The following is a 21,985-nucleotide window of genomic DNA, read 5'->3' as shown; positions in this document are numbered from 1 at the left end:
GCATGAAATGGGTGTGGATCGCGCTGGGACTTCCGAAACGTTCTTTGGGAAGCGCTTTCCACTGACAGCCGGTTCTGAGCACGTACATGATGGCTTCAAAAATCTGCCGGGGGGGCATCGGCTTTCTTCCCCCGCCGATTTTGCGCTTGTAAGATTTTTGTGGATCCCGCTCGGGCGCCGGCACAAGGGGCTTAACCCTTTCCCAAAAGGCATCGGATACCTCCCACGACTGAATTTTTGTCATAGGGCCTCCATCGTAAAGGTTCAAGATGGCTGCCAGGATAGCAAAAGTCGTGAGAAAAGTACATTTTATTTACGGATAAGCACTTATAGGATCGAAGGTTGAGGGACAGTAACGAAGGTGTCGTCTTGACCGAAACCCTCGTATAAACGAATACAGGCCGCTCGATGCGGGCACCCACCTTTCCGTCTCGATACCCAAGCCTCAGGCCGGCTGGATGCCCGGGCGAAAGAATGCGGACAACCCTGCATGAACCTTATAGTATTCGAAGCATACCTGTCAACCACTGTGGATATGAGCCTTCCACCGTTTTCCCGCGTCCACGCTTCCAGTCGGCGGCCATGTGGCGAATCCCTTGGCCCGCCCGACAGAGCCAGGTCTGACGTTTAAAAACAGAGGCTGTCATTGACTTTTCCTCCTGAGGGATTACATTTTTGAAGAAATGGAGGGTCTGAACGATGACGCAAAAAGAGAATCTTTGCCCACATTGCGGCAAAGCTATGGAGGCATGGGACCCTGGCCCGGAGAGCGGCTGGGATGGTGAAATGTTTATATGCAGCAATAACGCATGCTCTTATTTCGTAAACGGCAGAAAAAAAATAGCGGATGAGAATAAAGTCAATTTTGCATATCGCTACTTCTACAACCCTGCGAAAAACAAAGGCGGCGCTGTTGCGGCCTGGTGCGGAGGGGATCTTTCCCTTCTGAAGGGCCGTTGCGTTTGATTTTGAGGGCATGAAAAGGCTGGGGGGGGCGGCCGCTTATCCTAGAGGGAGAATATCGATTATTTGGTTGACAAAACGATGCTATTCCATAGAATAAGCGGATATCCTCGATTATCGGCGGTGTAGCTCAGTTGGTCAGAGCATGCGGCTCATATCCGCAGAGTCACTGGTTCGAGTCCAGTCACCGCCACCAAGCAAACCATGAAGGAGATTCGGCTCCCCTAAAGCAGTGCGCCTATATCGGGACAACCCTTTTTGTAAAGAGTTTTTCCATATGGCCTTGCGGTCCTTTCAAGGTTCGGATCTGGATACGCTCGGTGATGCGCTGGATATCGCAGAGGATGTAACAGGGAACTATTACAAGTTCTCCCATCGTCAATGGCGCAGGTACCGTTATGATGTCAGGACGCTCCCGCTGTTGAGTTGTCAGGAGATCAGTGAGGGTGTTTTTGCGCTCCTCAACAAGGGTTTCGTCGTAAAAGACGAAGGCGATCCGATCCCCAGAACCGTAGACCACTATTCAATCTGCGTCCAGGATCATCAGGTGCTTGAGGCGGTAAGTCGCGATGCGGATATATCGCTTTTACCCCTGATGATTTATGTTTTTACGCATGAATTGGTCCATATTGTGAGGTTTTCGAGTTTCCTGCAGCGCTTTGAACTGCCTTGGTTCAAGCGTGAAGAAGAAGAAAAGGCGGTGCATGACATTACACATGAAATTCTGCGGAAAATTGCCATCCCCAGGTTGGGGCATGTCCTTTCCGCTTATAAAGGGCACCGCACATGCCGGCTATCTGGGCTTTGCTGAGGGGAGTGTCGGGATGGCGGCTATTCCATTGTTTTCATTGCAAAACGATCACCGATTCTGAAGGCGTGCCGTTTTCTGATGAAAGCCATGGGTTGGGCGGTGTTCTGAAGAAGGACCCTGTATGCGAGCCGATCCGGTGTCCCTGGAGATCCGGCCCAGGCAGAGCTGAAAGAAATCATGAAGAGGGGGTGTTGGCTATGCCGATTTATGAATATGAATGCACCCAGTGCGGAAGAAAGAAGGAGGTCTGGCAGAAAATTTCGGATAAACCCTTGGCCCAATGCGAATCATGCAATGGACGGCTTAGAAAGTTGATCAGCCAAAGCACGTTCCATCTCAAGGGTTCTGGATGGTATGTTACCGATTATGCTAGCAAATCGAGCAGCTGTACTCAAAGCGCTTCGACGGATGCAACCAGCAGCTCCACTTCGGGCGCCGAAGGAACGGGTGAATCGAAGCCGGCGCAGTCATGTGGAGGCGCGAATGATGGAGGAACGGCCAAAGATTGCTCTTCCTCGAGTTAGCCTATGAAAAATTTTGATAGCGGCAGAGTTCAAGAGGGCCTGATCAAACAGCTGGAGCGGCAGGAGAAACAGAAGGCTTATCGTCAGGATCGTTTCTTCAAGTTCAAATTGCCGGAGATCCACAACCGGCTCACACAGGCCCTCCTGATGCAAGGTATCGTTGAAACGGATAATCCTGCAGCCGTTTCGGATGCGATCCTAAAGGGTCTCAAGCGCATTCTGAAGAGCACCGAATTCGATTTCAGGTATTTTATCGCGCCGATCCGTAACCTGGTGCCTAGACCCAACCCTTACGCGCTCTACATGACCCAGTATCTGACCGAGGTGCTGGTTAACGAGCCCGGGGTCCTCGAGGTGTATGGCACGGATTCGGAGATATACCGCGTAATCAACGAAGTGCTGAGTCAGATCAACATCAAGTTCGAGAGGGCTGAGGCGGAGGTTGTCGAACAGCTGAGCCACAACAAGGCGTTGACGCCCGGGTCCAGGGAATACGATGTTGCCATGGATGAATTGTTCCGAAAGAAGGTTGGAGATCCGCAGAAGGTATAGCGGATTATCTTCTGACAGAAGTTGTTGAGCCGGTCATCCTGCCGAATTGAGGGAGTATCCGTCCGCAGATGATTTTCCGGTAGAATCCGATTTCCAATCCGGAAATGAGGATTTTCTCCTCACACGCTTCGCGTGCCCGGACCCGCCCCTGCGGGGCGGGTCCGGGTCTCTCCACACGCTTCGCGTGTGCAGTACCGTTGGTTTAGGGAGGGGTAATGAGCGCGAGCATCGCTTATCTTTTTCCTGGGCAGGGTTCTCAATTTGTGGGGATGGGGCGCGATCTGTTCGATCGATACGACGCCGTAAGAGAAGACATCTTCGCCAAGATGGACGAAATCTGCGGGAAGCGGCTGTCCGCATTGTGCTTTGATGGTCCGCTCGAAGAACTTACCCTGACAGAAAATCTGCAACCGGCCGTCACCGCCGTGAGTCTCGCCTGCCTCCACGCGCTGCAGGAGGCTGGGGTGGCTCCTCAGATGACCGCGGGACACAGCCTCGGGGAATATGCATCCCTTGTTGCAGCCGGGGTGATCGCCCCGGAGGATGCGCTTCGTCTTGTCGACATGCGGGGGCGGTTGATGCAGCGTGAGGCGGTTGCGCATCCGGGAGGCATGGCCGCCGTCATCGGCTTGCCGATAGACAGGGTCGAGGGTTTGGTTGGCGAGGTGCGCGAGGGTCAGGTGCTGGCTGTGGCGAACCACAACAGCGCCGAACAGATTGTGGTCACCGGCGAGATGGATGCGGTGTCCCGCGCTGTTAAGGGTGCCCAGGCGCTGGGTGCGAAAGCCTTGCCCTTGAACGTCAGCGGTGCCTGGCACTGCTCTTTGATGGAGGGGGCCGTCAATGAGTTCCGGGATTTCATGTCGGCCATACCGTTCAAGAAGCCTGTTGGAAAGATGTTCTTCAATGCAACCGGCAAGGTAGAGTTCGAGCCGGCGGACATGAAGGATATCATGGCTCGGCAGCTGACGAGCCCAGTAAGGTGGTATCAGATTGTGAGGGGGATGCTGGAAGCCGGAGTCGATACCTTTGTGGAGGTGGGGCCCAAGCGGGTCTTGACAGGCCTGGTGCGCAAGATTGCCGGCCGTGACGAGAAGGTCCGCACTTTCAGCGTCCAGGATTTGAGCAGCCTGGAATCTTTCCTGGAGGCCCTCTAGCTGGTTTCGAGAGAGCCCTCCCGCTCCAGAAGAAAGCGCTTGATTGCCAAGTTTGCCGGTGACCTGCCCCCGAACCCTCCGAGCCCGTTGACAGCCAGGACTCGATGGCATGGAAAGACGATCGGGAGCGGGTTGCGCTTCAAGGCTTGACCGACGGCCCGTGCCAGTGAGGGGTTCCCCAGGGTTGCCGCAACCTCTGAATAACTCACCGTCGAACCGAATGGGATTCTGCTGATCGCACGAAGAACCGTATCCTGAAAAGGTGAGAGCGTCAAATCCGTCTGCAGCGAGGCGGAAGGCGACCCCCCGGCGAGCGACGCCTCGACCGCAGCAATCAACGGCTCGTTCCAATCCCGGCTCACGATCAGGGTAGAACCCGGGAAGAGGGGTCTGAACGATACGAGGACCGGGGTTTGGGAATCGAGGGAGAGCTCGATGCGCCTGGCGCCCAGAGTGCTCGATGCGACGCTGACCGAAAGCCGCCCCACCCTCAGCCTCCAGCAGTGGATCATCCGTACAGCCTGCCCTGCCATGTATTCTTCCGTTCCAAAGCGTTTCTTATCATATTCAGGTTTTTCTGCTTTTCGAGCGTCCATAAGGGAGCCAGGAGTCCCGTTCTGGGTGGATCGCCGGTCAGCCTCTGTATGACGAGGCCAGGCGGCAGTACTTCCAGGATTTCGACGACGGTTTCGACGTAGCGGGCCCGCGTCATCGGCTCGTATCGTCCGGAATTGAAAAGAGCGCCCATGACGGTGCCCTGCAGCACATAGAGGGAGTGGATCTTGATCCCGTCGATGGGCAGATCGGCGAGGAATCGGGCCGTTTCCACCATCATAGCAGAGGTTTCGCCGGGAAGTCCCAGGATGATATGGGCGCAGACGCTTAGATCGCAGTCCTTTGCCGATCGGACCGCTTCCTTGAAGCAGGTCGAATCATGCCCGCGGTTGATCAGGCGGAGGGTTCCATCGTGGGAAGATTGCAGCCCGAATTCCACCCAGACGAGATGGCCGGGGCGGTAGGAGCGGAGAAGCCGGAGCTTCTCCCGGTCGACGCAGTCCGGTCGTGTGGCGACGCTCAGACCGACCATATCCGGCCGGGAAACGGCCGCATCATAGAGCTCCTTCAATTGGCCCAGCGGCCCGTAGGTGTTGGTGAAGGATTGGAAGTAGGCGATGAATTTCCTCGCGCCGTAGCGCTCGACAAGAAAGTTCTTCGCATGCTCGATCTGCTCAACTATAGATTCTCCCCTGGACGAAAAGGCGCCTGTGCCGCTGCCGCGGGCATCGCAGTAAATGCATCCCTCCGAGGAAAGGGTCCCGTCGCGATTCGGGCAGCTCAAACCGGCATCGAGAGGAATCTTCTGTACGCGCTCCCCGAATATCTCTTGCAGATAGGTATTGTAATCCCTGTAACGCTTCATTCCTACCTTGTGAGGCGGTCTCCCGTTAAATCGGTTGGGTTGAAGCTGCAGAGCATTTGAATGCGCCCTCCATTACATGTTATCATAAAAAGGAGTTTGGCTGCGCCGATTTTACAAGGGGATGTCCGAATCCGCGGAAGGGGGAGCTTCTTGCCTGGCTCGCTTCCCGGTGAGAAACCCTGACTGGCCGTTGAGCAAAGCCCGTTTTTTGAGCTTTACTCAACTTTCGTCAGCGCGTCGCGTCTGCTCGCATGATGCATTCGGCGGAGGTTCGCAGCCCTCGGGGCCGAAATTTTTCCTCGCAAGCTGATGGACTGTGGGTCTTGCGGTATGCTTCCAACAGGAGGACCGATGTTCGAGCGGGAAATAGATGTGGCGCGTCAGGCCGCCGAGTCGGCAGGCGCTTTGCTTGTTGAGCTGTACGGGAACGATATTCACGTCAGGAAAAAGGGCAGGGTCGATCTGGTGACCGATGCGGATGTTCAAGCGGAGGATTTGATTGTGAAGACGATCGCCGCCCATTTCCCCTCCGACGGCGTGCTGGCCGAGGAATCGGGCCGATACCGCGGTGATTCAGGGCGTACGTGGTTGATAGACCCCTTGGATGGGACAACGAACTATGCCCATGGATTTCCATTGTTTGCCGTTTCTATCGCGCTGGAGATCGAGGGTCGGCTGGAACTGGGGGTTGTTTCTTGTCCGGTCATGGGAGAAGTCTTCGAAGCCAGGCGGGGCTGGGGCGCGCGCCTGAACGGCCATCCTGTGCACGTGGCCGGGACGGCCCGTCTGAGCGAAGCCCTTCTGGGTACAGGATTTCCTTACAACCTCCGGCAGGATCCGGAGCTGCACATCGACCGCTTTGCGAGAATGGTATTGAGCGCCCAGGGAGTCAGAAGGCCCGGTTCGGCTGCGATCGACCTGTGCTATGTAGCAGCGGGGCGTTTTGACGGATTCTGGGAGGTCGGGTTGAAACCCTGGGATACGGCGGCGGGCGTCCTGATGGTGGAGGAGGCCGGAGGACTCGTCACCACCCTGCAAGGCGAGCCGTTCACGCCATACGCGAAAAGCGTCCTGGCCGCCAACCCGGTTCTGCACCAGGAGATGGTGGCTTCGTTCCAAAGGGAATCCTGAGCAGGCGCCGTTCTTCTTCCTTGGGGGCGAAGCCGTCAAGAAGTTGCTTCTATGCTCTCTCTGATCATTCGGTCGGCTTTTTCGGAGTTCATTCCCGCTATCCGGATGGTCTTCAAACGCCCCTTTTCGCCGTTTAAGATAGTAACCGCATTTTGGGGCTTTCCGAACAGCTCGGCCAGGAAGCTGCAGAGGGCCTTGTTCGCCTTGCCGTCAACGGGTGGTGCGGTCAGTTTGATCTTCACCAAGCCGTCCTCGACGCCGGCCAACTGATTGCGGGAGGATCGCGGAATGACCTTGATCCGAAGTATGGTCGACGGGGCGGCTTCAGATCTTTTCATCTCCGTGAACCTTGTTGTCCGGCGATCCTATGCAGTATCAGCCCATTTGCATGGCCATCTGGGCAAGGCTTTGCACCAGGAACCGCTTGATAAAGATGATGGCCAGAATGACGATGATCGGTGAAAAATCGATGCCGCCCATTGCGAAAGGCAGCCGGCGGCGTATTTGATAGAGGACCGGTTCTGTAACGGAGACCAGAACACGCACGATGGGATTATAGGGGTCGGGGTTGACCCACGAGATGATGGCCCGGATAATGATAATCCACATGTAAAGGGAGAGGACGATATCCAGGATGCTGGCGATGGCGCCAAGAAAATTTGCAAACACGAACATATCCTTTTTGGTACCTCCGGTCCGCGAATAGGTTTCGGGCAGGGTTCAGCTGGCTTCCCTATGGAAAGGGTCTCTTTTGCCAATCCGGGTGTCAACGTACACGTCCAGTTATGGGGCAGCCTTCAGATCAAGCGTGCGGCCTGCTCGAGATCGCCAGGAAAAGGCTTATTGCCGGATTGGAACCCCGGTCGTGCCGGACAGCGGAGGCAGAGCGATTTCGAAAGCAGTCAGGACGCCATGACAATTGCATGCCGTTGCGACCAGCCACTTTCGGTTATGCCCGTCTGATAGGACGGTTTCTTTCAAGGTTTTCAAGGCCTCGGCTTCGTACCCGCCCAGCCCCGGTGCGAGCTGTGCGCTTGCAACCACATGGACGGAAAACCCTTCCACCCTCAAACGCTTGAGCAGTTCCCGCATCGGGACATCGCGTTTCTCGCCTGAAACCGTGCAGTATTCCGGTTCGCCACAATCCTCCGGGCACAGAAAATCCGCGTAGCTGGTCAACAGGATGTCTTCGCTGATGCGCCAGGTGTTCGGCAGCTCTGTTTCCAAACCGTCAGGGATAGCCTGGGGTGTGATTCGAAAAGATCCGGACAGGGTCTTCTTGAGCCACTCGGCCGCCACATGAACAGGAACAGCCGGAACAATGAGGTCATGCGGGTGGAGCTGCGCAAAGTGCTCGACGAGGAAATCAACCCCGTCGGCATGAAAGGTCTCTATGGCGGGATCCTCGATCGACGAAAGCCGTGCCTCATCATTATCCAGCACGAGGATGCGGGCTTCGTCGATCGGATGAGACCCCAATAGCCTCACCGCTCGCGCTCCAAAACGTCCGGCCCCGACGACGAGGACGGTGCGGCCCTCGGTTGCCGGCCTTTTCAAACAGCTCTCAGCCATGGGCTTTTGGGCCTCTTCCTGCAACTTTTTTGGGTAGGGTATGCCGGAGCAGATCATAAGCCGGGTTCTGTGTCCCGAGGGGGTTACCCACCGTCGGGCCGGTGACCATTCATCTGGGCCCGCCGTTACCGACGGGCTCAAGCAGCCTACCCGGGAACTTGGACGGACCGCCCTCGAACGTTCCCCTATTTGGCCTTGCTCCGGGTGGGGTTTACCTAGCTCCCTCCGTCGCCGGAGAGACTGGTGAGCTCTTACCTCACCTTTTCACCCTTACCCGCGCCGGATGGGAGGCATCCTGCGCGGGCGGTATCTTTTCTGTGGCACTTTCCTTCCTGTCGCCAAGACTGGGCGTTACCCAGCACCCTGTCCTTCGGAGCCCGGACTTTCCTCCACCCTGCCGATATGGGCAGGACAGCGGCCACCTGTTCTACTCCGGCATACCCAGGAACCTCAAGATATATCCATCATCAAACCCTGAAACCGTTCGTCCTCGCCCCAGTAGATGATACGATGGCAATTCGGACAGCTCATGACAGCTTCACCCCGGATCAGTTCGTTGAATTTCTGAGGCGGTATGTGGAGGCGGCACGTCTGGCAGACACCTTTGATGACGGGGCTCACGGCGGGCCCACCTCGATGGTTCATAAGAGAAGTGTAATGTTTCAGAAGCGTCGCGTCAATCGAGCCCTCGAAGGTTTTTCGCTCCTGCAGGAGTTTTGAAAGGTCGTTTTCGAGTTCCGAGAGCTCGTTCAGGATTTGCGCCTGATCACTTTCATACCGCTTTTTGGCGTCATCGAGCCGGTGTTCTCCTGCAGCGCATTCTTTTTCGAGGCGCTCGAGCTCCTCCATGATCTCAATAAGGCCATCCTCCTGGATGGCCTTTTCCCGCTTGAGGTCTTCGATCTCTTTCAAAACTGCAGTGTATTCCTTGTTGGATTTGATGTTCGAGAGTTTCAGGTTGCTCTTCTGGATCTTGCTCCGAAGGTCATCGAGATTATTCTCCCTGGCCCGCCTCTCTTTCTTGGCATTTTCGAGTCCCTGACGGGTTTCCTGGAGCTGAGCCTCTGCTTGAGAGGCCTTTTCAGCCAGCTGCTTGATGATCTCGGGTCCCTCGGCCCGCTTTTGATGGATCTTTCTGATCCGTAAATCACAATCCTGCAAACCGATCAAAAGTCTAATTGTTTCTTCCAATGGATTCTTCCTCTCCTGCATCTTTGCTTCAACATGCTTTGGCGGTAACAGCAATGGGAGACACACCGGCACAAAATGCGTTCGGCCCCGGTCGGGGTGTCGAAGGAGCCATCCGTCTCGGTCTCAGACAGGCCGGCTGGGGTTTTCCTCCTCCGAATCCCAGATGATTACAGTATTCCAACGTTTTCTTTCAAAAACAGCCTCGAGCGAATCCTTGAAGGCGTGTAAGGCTGCCCGCTCTGTGGCGTAATGGCCTGCATCGATCATGGCCAGGCCAAGGGCGGCTGCGTCGAGCGCCTTGTGGTGACTCACATCACCGGTTACCAGGAGATCGGCGCCTTTGCGGTAGGCCAGTTCTGCCAAGTCGCTGCCGGAGCCCCCGACAACGGCGACACGCTCGATCCGCTTTTCCATGGGACCAATGACCCTCAAGCTCGGGGTCTGCAAACGCTCTTTGATGGTCTCGGCCATCACCCCCAGCGTGATCGGTTTCTCCAGAGACCCCAGTCGCCCCAGCCCGGCACCCGGGTTCCCGGGGACCTCTTGGAGGACCGTGACATGTGTCAAACCCAAAATGGAGGCAAGGCAATCATTGATGCCCCCTGCAGCGCTGTCGAGGTTCGTATGGGCGCACGCTACGGCTATATCGGAGCGGATAGCCAGAAAAACAACGTTTCCGGGGTAAGCTGCAGGGTCGAGCTGTGAGACGGGTTTGAAGATCAGGGGGTGGTGGGTGAAGAGGAGTTGGGCTTGAAGTCGGACGGCGGCTTGGATGGCTCTGAGGGTCGGGTCCAGCGCAAGCAGGATTTTCTGGACCCGTTTCGACCGGTCGCCCACCTGCAGACCCGGGTTATCCCAGGGTTCCGACAGGTGGGCCGGCGCCACTGATTCGACTAACTCCAGTATGTCTTCCAGCGTAGGGGTCATGGGGTAACCGGGTCGGGGCAGAGGATCACAAACGTGAAAGGCGCATCCTTTCGCTATGCGCCTTGCCACGAAGATGGCTCAATCCAAATCCATACGATCCTAAATACCCCGACAAACTGCGGGACTGCTGAACATGTCTGGTGGGCCCACCTGGGTTCGAACCAGGGACCTACCGGTTATGAGCCGGTGGCTCTTCCAGCTGAGCTATAGGCCCATTGAATGTATCCACCACTGTCTAAAATGCGGGCTTGCACCTGATTTGTCAAGGGAAATCCCAGCCCGACTCATGCCGGGGCGGCATTTCCAACGATCAACGACTCTGTGAATCAAAGGCAAGATCCCTCGCCGAGTCTGAGAGCCGTTGACCCGGCCTCAATTCTCGATAAAGCTCTTGAGCTTCTTGCTGCGGCTCGGATGTCTGAGTTTTCGCAGGGCCTTGGCCTCGATTTGCCGGATCCGCTCCCGTGTCACGTTGAAGTCGCGGCCCACTTCCTCCAAAGTGTGATCCGCCTTTTCACCGATTCCGAAACGCATCCGCAAAACCTTTTCCTCCCTGGGGGTCAGGGTCCTGAGGACCTTCCTGGTCTGTTCGGAAAGGCTGAAATTGACGACGGCATCTCCAGGGGAAAGAATCCGTTTGTCTTCGATGAAATCCCCGAGATGACTGTCTTCCTCTTCTCCGATGGGGGTTTCCAGCGAGATAGGCTCTTTCGCGATTTTCAGGACCTTGCGCACCTTTTCCAGGGGAAATTCCATTTTTTCCGCAATTTCTTCAGGGGTGGGTTCACGGCCGTGCTCTTGAACCAGATAGCGGGAAGTTCGAATCAGCTTGTTGATAGTCTCGATCATATGCACAGGAATGCGAATGGTCCGGGCCTGGTCTGCGATCGCCCTGGTGATGGCCTGCCGGATCCACCAGGTGGCATAAGTGCTGAATTTATACCCCCGCTGGTATTCGAACTTGTCGACGGCCTTCATCAGGCCAATGTTGCCCTCCTGAATCAAATCAAGGAATTGCAGCCCACGGTTGGTGTATTTCTTGGCGATGCTGACCACAAGCCGCAGATTGGCCTCGATCAGTTCGGATTTGGCGCGCTTGGCTTTGTCCAGACTGCTTTCGACGCGCCTCAGCTTGTCCTTCAGCTGTCGGGGCGTGAGGTTTGTCCGCTGCTTGGCCTGAAGGATGGCCTCCTGCGCATGCTCGAGCTTGCATCTCAGTTCTTCGAGCTCCGCCCGTTTCATCCCGATGGGCATGATAAGTTCGTCGTCGGTGCAGACCTTCGGCAGTTTAGCAATGCACTTCTTCAAATAGGAGATGGGTTTCCCTCCTGCAGCGAGCATGCAATCGGTGATCTGCCTTTCGCATTCCTCGATTTCATTCGCCAAAGTCTTCAATTTCTTGTACATTCCATCGAGTTGGGCCTTCTCCAATTTGAAGGAATTAACCAGTTCTTTGATCTTGATTTGCCCGCTTTTGATCTCGGACTGCAGCTTTTTCTTCTCCTCGTCGGACAATCGCCCTTTGGACAGTTCCAGCCTCCTGCCCTGGATGTCATTGTGGATTTGATCGATGTCGTTGATCAAGTTGATCAACGACCCTTTCCGTTCGCCGACCTGCGTGTAGTTCTCATCATCCTCGAGGTCGTTGATGATATCTCGGAGCTTGATCTGCCCTTCCTCGAGTTCTCTACCGAGCTCGATGATGTGCTCGACGCCCAGCGAACACTCGACGAGTACGCTCAAGGCCTCCTTTTCTCCAGCTTCGATCCTTTTTGCGATCTGAACCTCACCTTCACGCGTAAGAAGCGAGATGCAGCCCATTTCTTTCAGGTACATCTTGACGGGATCCGATGCACGAGAGGCGGAATCGGCGATGTCGACGCGGAAGTTTTCCCGCTCTTCCGTAATCAGACTGTCTTTGGGCTCGCCCCTGGATTTCTCGATCCGCTCCTTGGAGGCCTCGTCCACCACCATGATGTCGAGGTCTTCGAACATCATGATCAGATCGTCGATGCTGTCTTCCGAAGACATCAGTTCGTCCGACAAATCGCCGTTCAACTCCTCGTAGGTGATGTATCCTTTGTCCTTGCCAATATCGATCAAGCGTTTCAATCCGTTGATATCGTTGTTCTTACCCATTCCAGTTCACCCTCCGCCCTTGTGCGCTGCGCGCTAAGCTTTGGTAAGTTCCGCAAGACGTTGTGCCTTCAACTTGCGGAGTCGGTCCAGTGCATGAATGTCTATATCCTCTTCCGCCTTTGCCTTTTGGATCGAGGCGGCAATCTCCTTCTGTTCAATCCGGTGTTTAAACTCCGTGACCGCCAACAGGGCATCCGCCTCGGAAAAAAACGAGGGCCGAATGAGGGTTTCACGCAGGATCATCCGGGCCTCGTCGCTGTCCAGACGATCTTGCAGTTCTTCATAACTCGGTGGCTGTCGAGAGTCGCAATGTCTGAAAATGATTTCGATGATTTCGATGACGGCCCGGTCCGCAGCGAGACATCGCCACTGGCAAGCTGACAGTTCGAGGGCCTTTTCGGGGTGGTGGAGGACGAGATTCAGGAGCTGCAGGTCGCTTCCGAAGCGCTTTGCCGTTTCCTTTTCGATCAGAACGGTTTCGATCGGCGCCGCTTGCGGCGTGCTCGTCTGCTTTACACCGGAGACCTTGGCAAGCTCAGGCCAGATGATCTCCTCCTGGAGGTGGAGGTGCTCGGCCAGCCGCTTGACGTAAAGCCTCCGCGGCGCTTCCTCCTGTATTTCGGCCAGGACCGGCAGGACCTCTTTGAGGGTTGCCATAAGTGCTTCGATGTGATCGGGACTTTCGACGCGGGCCTTGTGGGCCAGGAAAAAATCGAAAAGCAGAGGGGCATTCTCCAGATAATGGTTGAAAGAGGCCAGACCACCCTTTCTTACCAGGCTGTCTGGATCTTCACCCGGGGGTAGTTCGGCTGCCCGCGCCTGCATGCCTTCCTGCAGAAAAAGAGGAAGGCTGCGAAGCGCCGCATTGCGGCCTGCAGCATCGGCGTCGAAAACCAGAAAGACCTCCTTCGCGCAGCCTTTGAGAGAGCGGATATGTTCGCGGGTCAGCGCGGTTCCGAGAGTGGCGACCACTTCTGATAGCCCTGCCTGAAAAAGGGTCAGGAAATCCATGTAGCCTTCGACGACGACAACCCTGCCGCTTTGGCGGATTGGGTTCACGGCGATGTGCAGGCCGTACAGGACGGCGCCCTTGTGAAAAACAGGCGTCTCCGGTGTATTCAGGTATTTCGGATGGCCATCCCCGAGGACGCGGCCCCCAAAGCCCACGAGCTTTTTCCGGGTGTCGAAAATGGGAAAGATGATCCGCCCTCTGAACCGATCGTAATAGCCCTGCCGCTCGCCTTGAGCAATCAAGCCGGCCTCCGCGGCGGCCGACAGGTCGGCGCCACGGCGTTTCAGCTCATTCGCCAGCCCGTGCCAGTTGTCCGGTGCGTAACCTAGCCTCAGGCTACTGCGGACATCTTCCGAGACGGAGCGGCTTTGGAGGTAATCCCGGCCGGGTTTTCCCGCAACGCCATCCTTCAGCCTGGACTCGAAGAAAGCCGCGGCCGCTTCGTTGATTCGGAAAAGGGCTTCCCGTTTATCCGCCCTGCGCTGATCAGCCGGGCTCCATGCCTCGCTCTCGATCGGCACATGATAGCGTTCCGCCAGATCCTTCATGGCCTCCGGGAAAGAGCCGCCGTGATAAGCCATCCAGAAGGCGAAAATATCCCCGCCCTTTTTGCAGCCGAAGCAATGGAACATCTGCTTGTCCGGGCTGACTGTAAAGGACGGGTCGTTGTCTCCGTGGAAAGGGCACAATCCGACGAAGTCCTTGCCGGCCTTCTTCAGCTGAACGAACTGACTGATGAATTCTACGATATCGGCCTTGCGGCGGATTTCTTCCTTGGCTGTCTGCAGTGTGGCCATGACCCTCTTCATAAGAATCGGTGTATCGCGGCCCTCGAAAAAATATAATCCTGAATCTCAAGAGAGCAAGCGCCGCGCCCTCTCGTTCACTTCTTTGCCCTGGGTTTTACCGGCCAGCCTGGGCATGGCTGCTTTCATGACTTTTCCCAGGTCCTTGGCGCTGTTGGCGCCGGTCTCGGCGATGACCTCTTTCAGGATCGCGTCGATTTCTTCGGGGTTCAATTGCCGCGGGAGGTATTCATAAAAGATCCGGATCTCGGCTTCTTCCTTCTCAGCAAGATCGGTTCGTCCCCCAGCCTTGAATTCCTCGGCGGCTTCTTGCCCCTGGCGGACGGCGGAAGCGATCACCCCCTGCACTTCCTCATCGGTCAGGTCCCGGTTGAGCTCTACCCGTTTTCGCTTCAAAGCGGTCTTGAGCATACGAAGACAGGAGACGCGTAACTCGTCCTTCTGCTTCATAGCGTTCTTGAGGTCTTCGGCAATCCTGGCTTCCAAAGGCATATCAAACCTCATAGAAAACTTTCAGTATATTCTTTCATGTCATTATGTCAAGAAGAAAACTCAACGCTCAGGCGGATAGCCTCTTCGATGTCCAGGGTTCCGTCATAGAGCGCTCGGCCGGTGATCATGCCGATGACCCCGTCTTTTTCGATCTGCAGCAGTTCTTCCACGTGGCTGATGTCGGCGATGCCGCCGGAGGCGATGACAGGGGTGTCCAATGCCCGCGCCAGGGCACGGGTGGCTTCCGTGTTGGGTCCCGTGCGCATACCGTCTCTGAAGATATCCGTGTAGATGATGGCGGCAAGGTTGAAGGGTCCGAATTTGCGGGCGAGTTCGAGAGGGGTTTCAGCGAACTCCTCGGTCCACCCTTCAGCGGCGACGCGATTGCCACGTGCGTCGATTCCCAGGATGATCTTTCCGGGGAAGGCATTGCAGGCTTCTTTTACAAAATCCGGATTCTTCAAGGCGACGGTCCCAAGGATGGCATAGGCGATGCCCAGGTCGAAGTAGGCCTTCAGCGTGGCAAAATCCCTGATTCCCCCGCCCAGTTCCACCGGGATCCGGGCGGCCTTGACGATTCGGGCGATGGTTTCGGCATTGACCGGACGACCCTGGACCGCCCCGTCAAGATCGACGATGTGAAGCCGCTGAGCCCCTTTGTCCACCCAACGTTGCGCCATCTCTTCCGGGAAATTCGAGAATACGGTTTCTTTCGACATCAGGCCCTGCTGAAGCCGTACGCAACGGCCTCCCTTGATGTCGATCGCGGGTATGATGATCAATCTCTCCATTCTCCTTTTCTAAAGGTTCGTCCGAAAAGGGTCTTGTCGGCCGAGCTCGGCGTCAGCCTGCAGGTTTGCCCGTGCGGCGACTGCAGGTCGCCGCACGGGCAAACGTTTCATTTCCTTGATATTGGCCAAACCGGGACCCGCCGCAAAGCGGTGGGACTGAGCACCCGAAGGGTGTGAGGAAAAATCCTCATTTCCGGATTGGAAACCGGGCTCTACCGGGAAATCATTTCCGGATGAAAATAAACTGGGATCCGGGCCATTAATCGCCTTCAAGAGGCATGGCTGCAACCAGCCCCTCGAGGCCGATCTCAGCCAATTGCCGTGCGGTCATCCAACGGCCTTTCCCCTTCATGAATGTTTTGAAATCAAATATGTTTTCCGTCAGCGACTGCTGTGTCTTATCGAATTTATTGTGCCAGATCAGTTCTCCGCTGGGGGGGCTGAGAAGATTGAAAGAGAAGGCGACGGATGCGGGTCGATTGACGGCGAAATCGGTGCCTTCCCGTTCCTGCCATCGGTAGAGATAGCCCGCGAGCACCGCGTCCGCGTCGAACGCCAGACCTATCTCCCTCAGCATGTCGAGTCGGCCCCTCCCGGCGAGCGTTCCCGAAGCGATCAGTTTTTGATAAACCCCCTGCGCCTGGCTTGGGGAGACCAGTTCGTAGCTGCCAAGGGCAAGGATCCTGGTGAAGAGATTTTCGTTCATAAAAGCCAAACCCTCTTCCGGAACGGGTTCGGCGCTGAAAAGGGAGCCGGAGATCGGGTCTCGAATGACGTCGGGCGTCGAACCGGGTGCCAGGGCTCGGGAGAATCCGAAAACAACGAGTTTTTTGATAACGATTGGCTCAGTGATTGTGGTGGATGCCTTGCGGTCACCAGCGCAGCCTGAAAGAGTCATGCAAATCGAAAGACAAGCTGCTGCAGAAATGATCCGCAGCAATAATGAGTGAAACATGGCTGTAACCTCTTTCCTTTCTTCCACTACGGCCTCAAATGGCTCCCTTCGTAGACGGGACAGCACCTTCCCTTCGTGGGTCGATTATCGTAGCCCGGTCCATCGCCTGGCCGAAAGCCTTGAAAACCGCTTCGGCGATGTGGTGGGCATTCTTTCCTGCAAGGAGGTCGATATGCAGCGTGATCCCGGCATGAAGAACAACCGCCCGGAAAAATTCCTCGAGAAGCCCGAAATCGAACCGGCCTGAAAAAGCATCCGGGAACGCCACACGATAGGCCAGAAAAGGACGGCCGGAGATATCGAGAACGACGCGGACCAGTGTCTCGTCCATGGGGACGGACGCAGCGCCGTAGCGCCGGATGCCGAGTTTGTCTTGGAGGGCCTGCCGTACCGCGAGTCCAAGACAGATGCCCATGTCCTCCACGGTATGATGATCGTCGATCTGGGTATCCCCATCGGCGGTCAGTTGGAGGTCCATGAATCCGTGCGCAGCGAAAAGGGTCAACATGTGATCCATGAACGGCACAGGCGTGGCGATCCGGCTCTGCCCATGACCATCCAGGTCGAGCTTCAAGGTGATATCGGTTTCCTTGGTCTTTCGATATACTTCAGCAGTTCGGCCCATGAGGTTTCACCCCGGTAGGAATGGTTTCTAGCGATTAAGGAAAGAAGAAGATGCTGGGTGATTCTGGGAGAGACCCGGGTCGGTGATCCGCTGGTCTCAATCTCCGCCGGTTTTCGTTCCACCTCTGCCCGAGAGTGGACGCTGCCCGGCCGAAAAAGCCACATCGGCCTTGGAAGGTACACGAGGAAAAAAATATGGTGGAGATGAGGGGATTCGAACCCCTGGCCTGTACGTTGCGAACGTACCGCTCTCCCACCTGAGCTACATCCCCACACCGTTGTGGCAATCGCGTCATCTGACCCCTTCTGTGATCAGATTCATATCCCATCATTATAATGATTCTGTCCTCATAGGCAACACATTTTTCAATGCCGCCACTCAAAAGCATTGACTTTTAGGGATACTATGGTAGAAAAAAACTTTGCGCCCCCGTAGCTCAGGTGGATAGAGCACCAGATTCCTAATCTGGGTGTCGTGCGTTCGAGTCGCGCCGGGGGCACCAGGAAAATCAAGAGGTTGCGGTCACAAGCTGCAGCCTCTTTTTTATCTGAAGGGTGTTTGCGCCTATGACGGTCTGATTTTCTATCGTTTCAAGGGTCATAATTACCATATAGATCATATCTATGTGCACCCAACCCATATAAACTTTCCCATGATAACGCATGAAATTAAATACAGATTAAGCGAATATCCTATTTTAGAGCCCCGTTGATGAGGCTGGTCATCAGCTCCTTGGTCCGCTTCTTGATTACCTTGCCGTCCCGCACCGCCAGCCGGGTCATGCCGCCGAAGTCTTATCCCTTGAGCCTGCCTTCCAGCTCCAGCCCTTTGTACTTGTCCAGGGTGAGCAGCTCCTGAACACGGCCAGACCGTTGCCGCCGTTGTTCACGCCGATGCCCGCTGGGGTGTAGTAACGCTCCAGCAGGGCAATGATCCGGGCGATGTGCGGATAGGAAACGTGTTCCAGATGCACGCGCAGGATCATCTTCAACAGCGTCCGCTCGCCGACCCCCATCTCCTGGAATCCGGAAAGAAAGAGCGGGCTGGAGGGCGCGTCGACCTGGCGCAAAACAGTCTCCACCTGCACTTTCCATGTAAGCTATTGATGTAAAATCAAAATTAATGCCAGCCGACATCCTGCGGCGGTTTATGTCAAAGGAAGCGTTTTTCCTCCCCGATTTCCCTGCACCGGACGAGGGTAACGGGTTTGCAGTTCAGCCGGATACCGGAAATAGCCCCCCAACTTTCCCCCTTATTGCCTCCCGCCGACATCGTTTCGTTAAGATTTCACCAGATCCGTGGCATGGATTGTCGGCTTCTTACGGGCCGAGTTCGCAGGTGGGCCGAATCCGGGGCCTTCCCAGGGGTGCGGAAACATATGCACCGCTTAAAAACTATTGAAATCAATAGGATATGATTCCTGTGCAGTGTCGTGGTTTGGGCATGAAATTCAATCTTTTGTTCGTTCTTTTCACCTTTCTGGCGCATCGGTTTCTACCGAAATACGACGTCTGCATGCAGCTGCTGATGTTCCAGATCAGGATGCTGTGCGACCGGGTCGACGACCAGCGCATTGTCCCCAAGCCCGAGGAACGGGCCGAACTCCTGCGGCTGGGAAATGAGATCAACCACGATGTCGCCGACGTCATGCTGGTCCAGGTCTGCGCCTCGCTGGCCGATCCCCGCGTCAAACAAAGCGAGGTGCGCTCTCTCTCCGAGGCCATGGTCGAACTGGCGGTGGCGGAGGGGACCATCGTCACCTGGCGCACCGATGAAATCATCCCCGTGGGCTTCGGCACCATTCAGGTCGTGCCGGTCTGGCGGTTTTTGTTGGAGATGGAGCCACGAACCTAAAATAGCGGCTCGTCTTATTTTAGGTTCGTGCCGCTTCCTAAAATAATCTGTCGCATCACATCACCCCCAGAATCCATCCTTCGACCCGGGCAACGGGATACTCACCGGGTAGCATGTCCGGCTTGAGAAATTTGCCGAGGCTGCCATCCATATCAACCTGCCGCAACCAGGCGGCTGCAACGTAGGCATCATGCTGGTCGGGCGTGCGGCCCTCCCGTGGAGTGCTCTTGCTCCACAACGACGGATAAAGCTCCACCAGCGCAGACTTGCCCGCAGGGATCTCCCAGCCGTCGAAGGGCCAGAAGTGAACTCGCTCCCCAAGCTGATTGCGCAGATAGCGCAGCCAGGGCAGCCCGGCGTGGGTCGATTTGCCTACCGAACCGGGCACGTCGAAGTGAAAGACCGACTTGGCCCCGGCCCGCTCCTCGGTGATCCGCCGCCAGCGGGCGCTGCCGGAACGGGCCTCGCCTACGCCCCGTGAACCGTGGCGAATGAAATCGACGTAGGTGTGTTCGGCATCGGTCGGCCAGTGTTTCTGGAAATCATCGAGGAAGGTCGGCCAATCCGGTTCCAGCCAATGAACCTCGAAATACCGCAGGGGAAAGGAGAAACCGTGGTCGATACCAACGATGGTCGGCACATCTTCGGACAACCGCGCTACCAGCCATTCCGCCAGGCCGCGCCGGGTCCAGTACTTGCGGGGGCTTGGCGGCAGCTCCATCTCTACCGGCATAGACTCACGATCAGCCTCATAGACCCGGAGTCCATTCAGGCTGGAGTCCGGGGTTTCCGCACCAGAGTAGTCGATGCCGATATAGCGACTGAACCTTGGCTTGATACGTTCCGGCATCTTTATAATCACCATGACCGTGAGCCTCGTTTGTTCATTGGCGTGGACAAAACGCTCTCCACTCTATCACGGAGTTCCACTGCAATGCTGCCGATCATGGTTGCCGTAACAGCCTCAGTGTCCTGCATGTCCCAGGAGTCGACGTACTCGGCTGGGTCTTCGAAGATTTCCCCCAGATGAGCACAAACTCCTCGCAGCCATTCATCCTCGGTTTTGAACCGGCTGGCCATTGCTCCGAGTTCGGCTTTCAAAGTATCCGAGACTTGGGATGCACTGAAAATGACGCCCCAAGCCATTTCAGTCAGATCTTCGGTGTCCATAACGCCAGTTCCTGAATGGGGTTGAACCTACTTGATCGGTTACTTGGTCGGTACTTGATCGGTGAGGCTGGTGGGGCGGTCTTTCGCAAGCCGTGTCGTGGGCTTCACGCGCCAGTTGTTAAGCGCTGCTTAATAGCTCGGTCCATCCGCGCATAAGCCTCATGCCGTGACCTGTGTCGCGAGTTTGTCGCAAGTTACCCCGGAAGTCACCCAGGAAATCGATAGACAAGTTGATTGGTCGCCCCCTCGGCGGTGATCAGATTCTTGTCCAGCATCCCCTTCAGGTCCCGCTGCAGGCTGCGGCGGTTGACAGTCGGGCAGAGCGCTTCAAAATCCTGGATGGTCAGCTGGCCATGCTGGAGGAGGTAGCCCAGCGCCTTCCCCTGGCGCTCGTTCAGGCCGTGTTGTTTCACCAGTACGTCGCGGCGGATGACCTGTTCGCTACGTTCGCGCACCTCGACCATCTGGGTTTCCAGGCCGGTGACGAAATAGTCGCGCCAGTCGGGGTTGAAATGGGTCTCCGGCTCTTCGAGCAGAAACAGGCTCTGGGTGTTCTTGAACAGTAGGCAGAGGCCCAGGCTGTGCAGCAGCTGGAGTTCGCCGTCGGAGAGGTTCTTGAGCATCACCGGCTCGGCCTCGTCGGTCTTGCGGAACTTGACGAACTTGAAGCGCATGATGCGCTCGTCCGAGGCCAGGGTCGGCACCGTCTCGCTCACATAGTGGCTGTCGGACTGGTAGAGATCGGCCTTCAATGAATCGCTTACGGAAAAGAGATTCAACGTCAGCAGCACCTGAAAGGCCTGGAACAAAGTAATGGGCGAGCCGTTGACCTCGAAGTCGAAGTTCTCGCGGAAGGCCTGCCGGGTGGCGTCGTTGACCCGGTAATCGAGATAGAGGGTGTCGCTGGCCTCGTCGAGATACCAGCAGGTGGCGCAGCGCATCAGGCGCGGGATGACCTTGTCGCTGGTGTCGCCGCCATCGAGCAGCTGCACCAGATTGACGCGATACCGCTTAGTCTGGCTCTCGTCTTCGATGGCGCTCAGGGCCGGGTGGTTTCTGATGATCTCTTCGATGGACTCTCGCTTGCTCTCATCCTGACTGCCGAAGGCCGGGATCTGGCCTTCCTCCACCTCGATGCTGCGCCGGATGATGATGCGGAACTCCTTGAGTTCCTTGATTTTCACATCGTCGCGGAAGGGCGTGAGCGCATCGGCATGCTGAAACAGCAGATTGCAAAGCAGGATCGCCTGGCTGAAACCGCTGTCGAGGTAGACCAGCCGCGATTCCGGGCGGCCGGGATAGGGTAACTGCTGCTTCAGCGCCTGCCCGTATCTATCGAACTGGACAAAGCGCATCTTGAAAAACGGCAGGCTGAGGATTTCGTTCTCTCCGGAGGAGTAGCCGAGGATGTAATCCGGCAGCAGTTGGCGGGCCAGGGTCTGGCCGATGGTCAGCTCCAACGCGCCTTCCTGCTCCGCATGATTTAGCAGGAACCACCGGGGCGCTTCGCCGGGCTGCTTTGCGATGCGCACATGGGCCTGGCCTTCGTGGCCCTTGGTCTTCAAGGCATCCAGCGGGCGGATCAGGTATTCGATTTCGAAACCATCCGGGGTCGCTGTTTCACTGCGAAAGCCGCCGGGGTTGGCCTCTTCCTCGAACGGGAAACTGTCCGGCAGGTTCTCCAGATAGATGCACTCCAGGTGGTAGAAGATCGCCGCCAGCGCCTCCAGCAGGTTCGACTTGCCGCTACCATTGGGTCCGGCGCAGACGAAGGGGGCAAAGCCCTGCTCCTCCTGCAAATCCCACTCGCTGCGGAACTGGTACTCAAACCCCGCTTGCAGGCTGCGAAAGCCCTTCGGATCGGTGATTTTGAGGCGCAGGAGTTTCATCCGG

25 protein-coding genes, 4 tRNA genes and 1 other RNA gene are annotated in these 21,985 nt (G+C 56.4%); 9 read left to right on the top strand and 21 right to left on the bottom strand.

The genetic code is table 11. The annotated features are described in order from the left end of the window. Window positions 1-244: transposase (locus H567_RS0105560; protein ID WP_028320644.1), on the bottom strand; the 244-nt coding region annotated here is incomplete at its 3' end. A gap of 455 nt (window positions 245-699) precedes the next feature. Here H567_RS0105560 and H567_RS23260 point away from each other — a divergent pair. From H567_RS23260 to fabD, 6 genes are all read left to right on the top strand, one after another. Then, complete coding sequence (locus tag H567_RS23260; RefSeq protein WP_153306060.1) at window positions 700-966, top strand: hypothetical protein; 267 nt, start codon at window positions 700-702, stop codon at window positions 964-966. Window positions 967-1,082: 116 nt separating this feature from the next. Then, a tRNA-Met gene (locus H567_RS0105550) sits at window positions 1,083-1,159 on the top strand. A gap of 81 nt (window positions 1,160-1,240) precedes the next feature. Beyond that, on the top strand, window positions 1,241-1,774 hold the full coding sequence (locus H567_RS0105545; protein WP_051184510.1) for a hypothetical protein: 534 nt from the start codon (window positions 1,241-1,243) through the stop codon (window positions 1,772-1,774). Next, window positions 1,750-2,298, top strand: coding sequence for an FmdB family zinc ribbon protein (locus H567_RS30025; RefSeq protein WP_353743097.1), 549 nt, complete (start codon window positions 1,750-1,752; stop codon window positions 2,296-2,298). Before H567_RS0105545 ends, H567_RS30025 begins: the two co-directional genes overlap by 25 nt. Window positions 2,299-2,301: 3 nt before the next feature. Further along, on the top strand, window positions 2,302-2,850 hold the full coding sequence (locus H567_RS0105540; RefSeq protein WP_028320642.1) for a DUF507 family protein: 549 nt from the start codon (window positions 2,302-2,304) through the stop codon (window positions 2,848-2,850). 215 nt (window positions 2,851-3,065) lie between these two features. Next, the gene (fabD, locus tag H567_RS0105535; protein WP_028320641.1) at window positions 3,066-4,007 is read left to right on the top strand and encodes an ACP S-malonyltransferase; all 942 of its coding nucleotides are present in this window, start codon (window positions 3,066-3,068) and stop codon (window positions 4,005-4,007) included. Here the strand turns inward: fabD and H567_RS26965 are convergent. After that, window positions 4,004-4,540 (bottom strand): methylated-DNA--[protein]-cysteine S-methyltransferase, encoded by a 537-nt coding sequence (locus H567_RS26965; RefSeq protein WP_208598329.1) that lies wholly within the window; start codon window positions 4,538-4,540, stop codon window positions 4,004-4,006. The two genes, fabD and H567_RS26965, sit on opposite strands and share 4 nt — an antisense overlap. Next, a complete protein-coding gene (mnmL, locus tag H567_RS0105525; protein ID WP_028320640.1) occupies window positions 4,516-5,427 on the bottom strand; it encodes a tRNA modification radical SAM protein MnmL/YtqA in 912 nt (303 codons plus the stop codon). Before mnmL ends, H567_RS26965 begins: the two co-directional genes overlap by 25 nt. 351 nt (window positions 5,428-5,778) lie before the next feature. Between mnmL and H567_RS0105520 the strand changes: the two genes are divergently transcribed. Further along, the gene (locus H567_RS0105520) at window positions 5,779-6,558 is read left to right on the top strand and encodes an inositol monophosphatase family protein (RefSeq protein WP_028320639.1); all 780 of its coding nucleotides are present in this window, start codon (window positions 5,779-5,781) and stop codon (window positions 6,556-6,558) included. Window positions 6,559-6,593: 35 nt separating this feature from the next. Here H567_RS0105520 and H567_RS0105515 read toward each other — a convergent pair whose 3' ends face one another. The 14 genes from H567_RS0105515 to H567_RS0105455 form a co-directional block, all read right to left on the bottom strand. After that, complete coding sequence (locus H567_RS0105515) at window positions 6,594-6,896, bottom strand: DUF167 domain-containing protein (protein WP_028320638.1); 303 nt, start codon at window positions 6,894-6,896, stop codon at window positions 6,594-6,596. Between the two features lie 37 nt (window positions 6,897-6,933). Then, complete coding sequence (locus tag H567_RS0105510; protein WP_028320637.1) at window positions 6,934-7,233, bottom strand: YggT family protein; 300 nt, start codon at window positions 7,231-7,233, stop codon at window positions 6,934-6,936. 165 nt (window positions 7,234-7,398) lie between these two features. Continuing rightward, window positions 7,399-8,130 carry an NAD-binding protein gene (locus tag H567_RS28395; RefSeq protein WP_028320636.1) on the bottom strand — a complete coding sequence of 244 codons (732 nt, stop codon included), beginning with the start codon at window positions 8,128-8,130 and terminating at the stop codon, window positions 7,399-7,401. A gap of 41 nt (window positions 8,131-8,171) precedes the next feature. After that, an RNA gene (rnpB, locus tag H567_RS26970) (RNase P RNA component class A) lies at window positions 8,172-8,564 on the bottom strand. 16 nt (window positions 8,565-8,580) lie between these two features. After that, on the bottom strand, window positions 8,581-9,321 hold the full coding sequence (locus H567_RS0105500; protein WP_161626568.1) for a zinc ribbon domain-containing protein: 741 nt from the start codon (window positions 9,319-9,321) through the stop codon (window positions 8,581-8,583). A 123-nt stretch (window positions 9,322-9,444) separates the two neighbouring features. After that, window positions 9,445-10,248: a Nif3-like dinuclear metal center hexameric protein gene (locus H567_RS23250; protein ID WP_084516909.1), complete on the bottom strand. Its 804-nt coding sequence runs from the start codon at window positions 10,246-10,248 to the stop codon at window positions 9,445-9,447. A 138-nt stretch (window positions 10,249-10,386) separates the two neighbouring features. Further along, a tRNA-Ile gene (locus H567_RS0105490) sits at window positions 10,387-10,462 on the bottom strand. Window positions 10,463-10,620: 158 nt separating this feature from the next. Then, window positions 10,621-12,387 (bottom strand): RNA polymerase sigma factor RpoD, encoded by a 1,767-nt coding sequence (gene rpoD / locus H567_RS29960; protein ID WP_028320634.1) that lies wholly within the window; start codon window positions 12,385-12,387, stop codon window positions 10,621-10,623. Between the two features lie 33 nt (window positions 12,388-12,420). After that, window positions 12,421-14,196 (bottom strand): DNA primase, encoded by a 1,776-nt coding sequence (gene dnaG, locus H567_RS23245; protein ID WP_161626567.1) that lies wholly within the window; start codon window positions 14,194-14,196, stop codon window positions 12,421-12,423. Between the two features lie 57 nt (window positions 14,197-14,253). Continuing rightward, a complete protein-coding gene (locus H567_RS0105475; RefSeq protein WP_028320633.1) occupies window positions 14,254-14,697 on the bottom strand; it encodes a GatB/YqeY domain-containing protein in 444 nt (147 codons plus the stop codon). Between the two features lie 47 nt (window positions 14,698-14,744). Further along, window positions 14,745-15,479 carry a 1-(5-phosphoribosyl)-5-[(5-phosphoribosylamino)methylideneamino]imidazole-4-carboxamide isomerase gene (hisA, locus tag H567_RS0105470; RefSeq protein WP_028320632.1) on the bottom strand — a complete coding sequence of 245 codons (735 nt, stop codon included), beginning with the start codon at window positions 15,477-15,479 and terminating at the stop codon, window positions 14,745-14,747. A gap of 268 nt (window positions 15,480-15,747) precedes the next feature. Beyond that, a complete protein-coding gene (locus H567_RS26960) occupies window positions 15,748-16,194 on the bottom strand; it encodes a hypothetical protein (protein WP_153306059.1) in 447 nt (148 codons plus the stop codon). Between the two features lie 283 nt (window positions 16,195-16,477). Continuing rightward, window positions 16,478-17,068 (bottom strand): imidazoleglycerol-phosphate dehydratase HisB, encoded by a 591-nt coding sequence (gene hisB / locus H567_RS0105460; protein ID WP_028320630.1) that lies wholly within the window; start codon window positions 17,066-17,068, stop codon window positions 16,478-16,480. Window positions 17,069-17,263: 195 nt separating this feature from the next. Next, window positions 17,264-17,339, bottom strand: a tRNA-Ala gene (locus H567_RS0105455). A gap of 154 nt (window positions 17,340-17,493) precedes the next feature. On the opposite strand from H567_RS0105455, the gene H567_RS0105450 reads away from it, so the two are divergent. Further along, a tRNA-Arg gene (locus H567_RS0105450) sits at window positions 17,494-17,570 on the top strand. A gap of 276 nt (window positions 17,571-17,846) precedes the next feature. On the opposite strand, the gene H567_RS0105435 is transcribed toward H567_RS0105450, so the two are convergent. Next, window positions 17,847-18,137, bottom strand: a complete 291-nt coding sequence (locus H567_RS0105435) for a hypothetical protein (RefSeq protein ID WP_028320629.1) — start codon at window positions 18,135-18,137, stop codon at window positions 17,847-17,849. A gap of 374 nt (window positions 18,138-18,511) precedes the next feature. Between H567_RS0105435 and H567_RS29550 the strand changes: the two genes are divergently transcribed. Then, window positions 18,512-18,922 carry a hypothetical protein gene (locus H567_RS29550; protein WP_028320628.1) on the top strand — a complete coding sequence of 137 codons (411 nt, stop codon included), beginning with the start codon at window positions 18,512-18,514 and terminating at the stop codon, window positions 18,920-18,922. Between the two features lie 55 nt (window positions 18,923-18,977). On the opposite strand, the gene H567_RS0105425 is transcribed toward H567_RS29550, so the two are convergent. The 3 genes from H567_RS0105425 to H567_RS23235 all read right to left on the bottom strand — a co-directional run bounded on the left by H567_RS0105425 (window position 18,978) and on the right by H567_RS23235 (window position 21,981). Continuing rightward, a complete protein-coding gene (locus H567_RS0105425; protein ID WP_244155424.1) occupies window positions 18,978-19,787 on the bottom strand; it encodes a hypothetical protein in 810 nt (269 codons plus the stop codon). Further along, entirely contained in the window at window positions 19,781-20,092 is a 312-nt protein-coding gene (locus H567_RS0105420) for a hypothetical protein (protein ID WP_028320626.1), read from the bottom strand. The genes H567_RS0105425 and H567_RS0105420 overlap by 7 nt, the downstream gene beginning before the upstream one ends. 206 nt (window positions 20,093-20,298) lie before the next feature. Beyond that, entirely contained in the window at window positions 20,299-21,981 is a 1,683-nt protein-coding gene (locus H567_RS23235; RefSeq protein WP_084516906.1) for a restriction system-associated AAA family ATPase, read from the bottom strand. Window positions 21,982-21,985: the final 4 nt, after the last annotated feature.

Source organism: Desulfatiglans anilini DSM 4660 (assembly GCF_000422285.1).
GTDB classification, from domain to species: domain Bacteria; phylum Desulfobacterota; class DSM-4660; order Desulfatiglandales; family Desulfatiglandaceae; genus Desulfatiglans; species Desulfatiglans anilini.
This window is presented reverse-complemented; position numbering and strand designations above follow the sequence as displayed.

Coding starts and splice junctions, on each gene's coding strand:
- H567_RS0105510 (WP_028320637.1), bottom strand. CDS start 7,233: ATGTTCGTGTTTGCAAATTTTCTTGGCGCCATCGCCAGCATCCTGGAT.
- H567_RS0105520 (WP_028320639.1), top strand. CDS start 5,779: ATGTTCGAGCGGGAAATAGATGTGGCGCGTCAGGCCGCCGAGTCGGCA.
- H567_RS0105545 (WP_051184510.1), top strand. CDS start 1,241: ATGGCCTTGCGGTCCTTTCAAGGTTCGGATCTGGATACGCTCGGTGAT.
- hisB (WP_028320630.1), bottom strand. CDS start 17,068: ATGGGCCGAACTGCTGAAGTATATCGAAAGACCAAGGAAACCGATATC.
- H567_RS23260 (WP_153306060.1), top strand. CDS start 700: ATGACGCAAAAAGAGAATCTTTGCCCACATTGCGGCAAAGCTATGGAG.
- H567_RS23250 (WP_084516909.1), bottom strand. CDS start 10,248: ATGACCCCTACGCTGGAAGACATACTGGAGTTAGTCGAATCAGTGGCG.
- H567_RS23235 (WP_084516906.1), bottom strand. CDS start 21,981: ATGAAACTCCTGCGCCTCAAAATCACCGATCCGAAGGGCTTTCGCAGC.
- rpoD (WP_028320634.1), bottom strand. CDS start 12,387: ATGGGTAAGAACAACGATATCAACGGATTGAAACGCTTGATCGATATT.
- H567_RS0105475 (WP_028320633.1), bottom strand. CDS start 14,697: ATGCCTTTGGAAGCCAGGATTGCCGAAGACCTCAAGAACGCTATGAAG.
- H567_RS30025 (WP_353743097.1), top strand. CDS start 1,750: ATGCCGGCTATCTGGGCTTTGCTGAGGGGAGTGTCGGGATGGCGGCTA.
- dnaG (WP_161626567.1), bottom strand. CDS start 14,196: ATGGCCACACTGCAGACAGCCAAGGAAGAAATCCGCCGCAAGGCCGAT.
- H567_RS28395 (WP_028320636.1), bottom strand. CDS start 8,130: ATGGCTGAGAGCTGTTTGAAAAGGCCGGCAACCGAGGGCCGCACCGTC.
- H567_RS26960 (WP_153306059.1), bottom strand. CDS start 16,194: ATGAACGAAAATCTCTTCACCAGGATCCTTGCCCTTGGCAGCTACGAA.
- H567_RS0105425 (WP_244155424.1), bottom strand. CDS start 19,787: ATGGTGATTATAAAGATGCCGGAACGTATCAAGCCAAGGTTCAGTCGC.
- H567_RS26965 (WP_208598329.1), bottom strand. CDS start 4,540: ATGGCAGGGCAGGCTGTACGGATGATCCACTGCTGGAGGCTGAGGGTG.
- fabD (WP_028320641.1), top strand. CDS start 3,066: ATGAGCGCGAGCATCGCTTATCTTTTTCCTGGGCAGGGTTCTCAATTT.
- mnmL (WP_028320640.1), bottom strand. CDS start 5,427: ATGAAGCGTTACAGGGATTACAATACCTATCTGCAAGAGATATTCGGG.
- H567_RS29550 (WP_028320628.1), top strand. CDS start 18,512: ATGAAATTCAATCTTTTGTTCGTTCTTTTCACCTTTCTGGCGCATCGG.
- H567_RS0105515 (WP_028320638.1), bottom strand. CDS start 6,896: ATGAAAAGATCTGAAGCCGCCCCGTCGACCATACTTCGGATCAAGGTC.
- H567_RS0105540 (WP_028320642.1), top strand. CDS start 2,302: ATGAAAAATTTTGATAGCGGCAGAGTTCAAGAGGGCCTGATCAAACAG.
- H567_RS0105420 (WP_028320626.1), bottom strand. CDS start 20,092: ATGGACACCGAAGATCTGACTGAAATGGCTTGGGGCGTCATTTTCAGT.